This is a genomic window from Dactylosporangium sucinum, from assembly GCF_014647515.1.
GTDB classification, from domain to species: Bacteria; Actinomycetota; Actinomycetes; order Mycobacteriales; family Micromonosporaceae; genus Dactylosporangium; species Dactylosporangium sucinum.
The window spans coordinates 1-266 of record NZ_BMPI01000156.1 but is presented as its reverse complement, the minus strand read 5'-3'; the positions used below and the strand labels follow the sequence as shown (position 1 = coordinate 266).

Sequence of the window (266 nt, the reverse complement as noted above, 5' to 3'; positions counted from 1 at the left end):
GGATTCGTCACATCCCCGTACAACCCGATCACCGGCTCACGCGCCGGAACACTCGCCACAACCCGGCGGAACTCGTCGAGCATGCCGTCGAGATGGTGGCTGTGGAACGCATGCGACACCTTCAACAGCTTCGCCTTACGGCCCTGGACCAGCTCTGTCACGGCGTCGGCGTCACCGGAGACGACCACTGACCGCGGCCCGTTCACCGCCGCCAGACCCACCCGCCCCTCGACCAGCAGCGGCCGGACCTCGTCCTCCGACATCTC

1 protein-coding gene is annotated in these 266 nt (G+C 67.3%); it reads right to left on the bottom strand.

Annotated elements, in window-relative coordinates; all coding sequences use genetic code 11:
• Positions 1–266, bottom strand: a 266-nt coding sequence (locus tag IEZ31_RS55415) for an ACP S-malonyltransferase (RefSeq protein ID WP_190258235.1), incomplete at both ends; no start/stop codon positions are given.